We start from the raw sequence: 1821 nt of genomic DNA on the forward strand, positions 1-1821 counted from the left end.
AGGCCTCGGTAGACCTTTTTAATCAAGTCTCGCCGGCATATACTATCGTGGGTCTTAAGGATGTCCCGAATGTCTTGTACGAGTGCCATACGGGGGTGAGTTGTTAACCTCTCAATCCGGCCGGTAGTCTCTTCCATCAGCGCGTCTAGGATTTGCCGAGCATGTTGCATATGGCCCTTATCTACTTTCATCTCCATCGTAGACACAGTTAGCAGCATTGCTAACTTCAGCACTTGCTCTGCCTCCCGTTCTCGGTACGCGTCTTTTTGGGGATCGCCGGTCGGCACGATACTTTCGTAATGCTCTTTGTAAAAGGTTTCACCCGCCTGGGTCCATTTTATTTCTCCGGACATATGTCCCAGCACACTGAGGTTTTGTACTAGGTCTTCCCACGACCGTTTGGATACTCGTTGGGGAAACGCCCTTCGTTTGAAATAACTGGGCGGCATCTCCACTATCACATACCGGGCCATAAATCCTCCGGTAAATGCATCTTGTGGTATCATCTGCTGTAGCCAGTCGGGTGTTGACCCACCAAATACTGAAATACAGTTGTTGCGTAGGATCATTTTCCCACGCATTATTGTCTCGCTTGCCCATTCTTCTCTGTAGTCGTAAAGGTCTGTTATCAGGCTTACTAGGCCTGTGTTGTATTGCTGCTTGCCAAAAAATACACTAAACTCTGGAGCTTTGACTAAGCCAGTCGCATCACGAGGGCCAATCCTAATGGTCTCACGCCCCACAGGGCTAGCCAACGCCTTGACGAGAGATTCAGGCGTAAGCTTATCGGCAAGAACCCTAACTTCTGGACAAGCTTGTGTAAGACAGTTGACCGCCATGTTGATTGTGGACGTTTTGTGACCACGACCGGGTGGCGCCAATAAGAGGACCCAGAGATTCGGGAATAGTTTGGGTAGTAAATCTTTGTCACCCCGATGAATATAGAGCTTGTTGTTAATTGCAGCTCCAAGTACACATGCGGCGCTGAAAAAGCGGAATCGCGGACACGCCTCGAGCCCATTTGTAAACTCCACGAAATCATGCAGCCATCCCTCCTTTGGCAGGATTTCCAGAACGGGATCCAGTTCGTTTAATAACATCAGTCACATCCTCCATTTCATACCAATTCGGGCCTTTATCGTATGTTACCTTAAATCGCGTATTTTCCAATTCTGGTACCTCGCGTTCCATGATTACTGCCATCTGTCTGGTCTTCTCAATCCATTCCTTCTCCTGGACTTGGAAGATGATACTGTCATGCACACTCGCCAATATTTCTATCCCGGCCTGATCACCCATTACAATACTGCCTAGGGTTATATCACTGGCGGTAGACTGGACTGGGAAGTTAAACCCTTGGGTGATGGTCTGTAGGTGTCTAATCCGTCCGAATGGAGTCTCCAAAAACCCAACCTTGGCGAAGGCTTCTTTACATTTGTTTTGATAATCGTGCAGCTCTGGGTATTTGTTCAACACTCGAGTCTGCCATCGTTGGGCCTCGGCTACCGTTACACCGAACTCTCGGGCAATACTGTGGGCGCCACGGCCGTAGAACGTTCCAAATACAATTGCTTTAGCAATGTTGCCCTGGGCATGGGTAAAATCTTTTTTCCTCGTACCGTGCAACAGAGGAATATTTGGGAAACATACTTGGCAAGCTATGTAGTGGACATCAATACCATCCTGTAAGTCTTTAAGCATCTGCCCACCACCGGCCAGCAAAGCACCTACCCACAATTCGATTTGGCTATAGTCAGCACTTAATAGGATATACCCAGGGTCTGGTTCATAAATCATCCTCATTTCATCAGGAACGTTTTG

At 48.1% G+C, this 1821-nt stretch carries 2 protein-coding genes; both read right to left on the reverse strand.

Features of this window, described 5'->3' with window-relative positions; translation table 11 throughout:
* Positions 1-1100: DUF3987 domain-containing protein (locus tag HWQ67_RS17470; RefSeq protein ID WP_218253977.1), on the reverse strand; the 1100-nt coding region annotated here is incomplete at its 3' end.
* On the reverse strand, positions 1039-1821 hold a 783-nt coding region (locus HWQ67_RS17475; protein WP_218253978.1), incomplete at its 5' end, for a DNA polymerase. The genes HWQ67_RS17475 and HWQ67_RS17470, both read right to left, overlap by 62 nt.

Source organism: Candidatus Magnetobacterium casense (assembly GCF_019173545.1).
In the GTDB taxonomy this organism is placed as follows: Bacteria; Nitrospirota; Thermodesulfovibrionia; order Thermodesulfovibrionales; family Magnetobacteriaceae; genus Magnetobacterium; species Magnetobacterium cryptolimnobacter.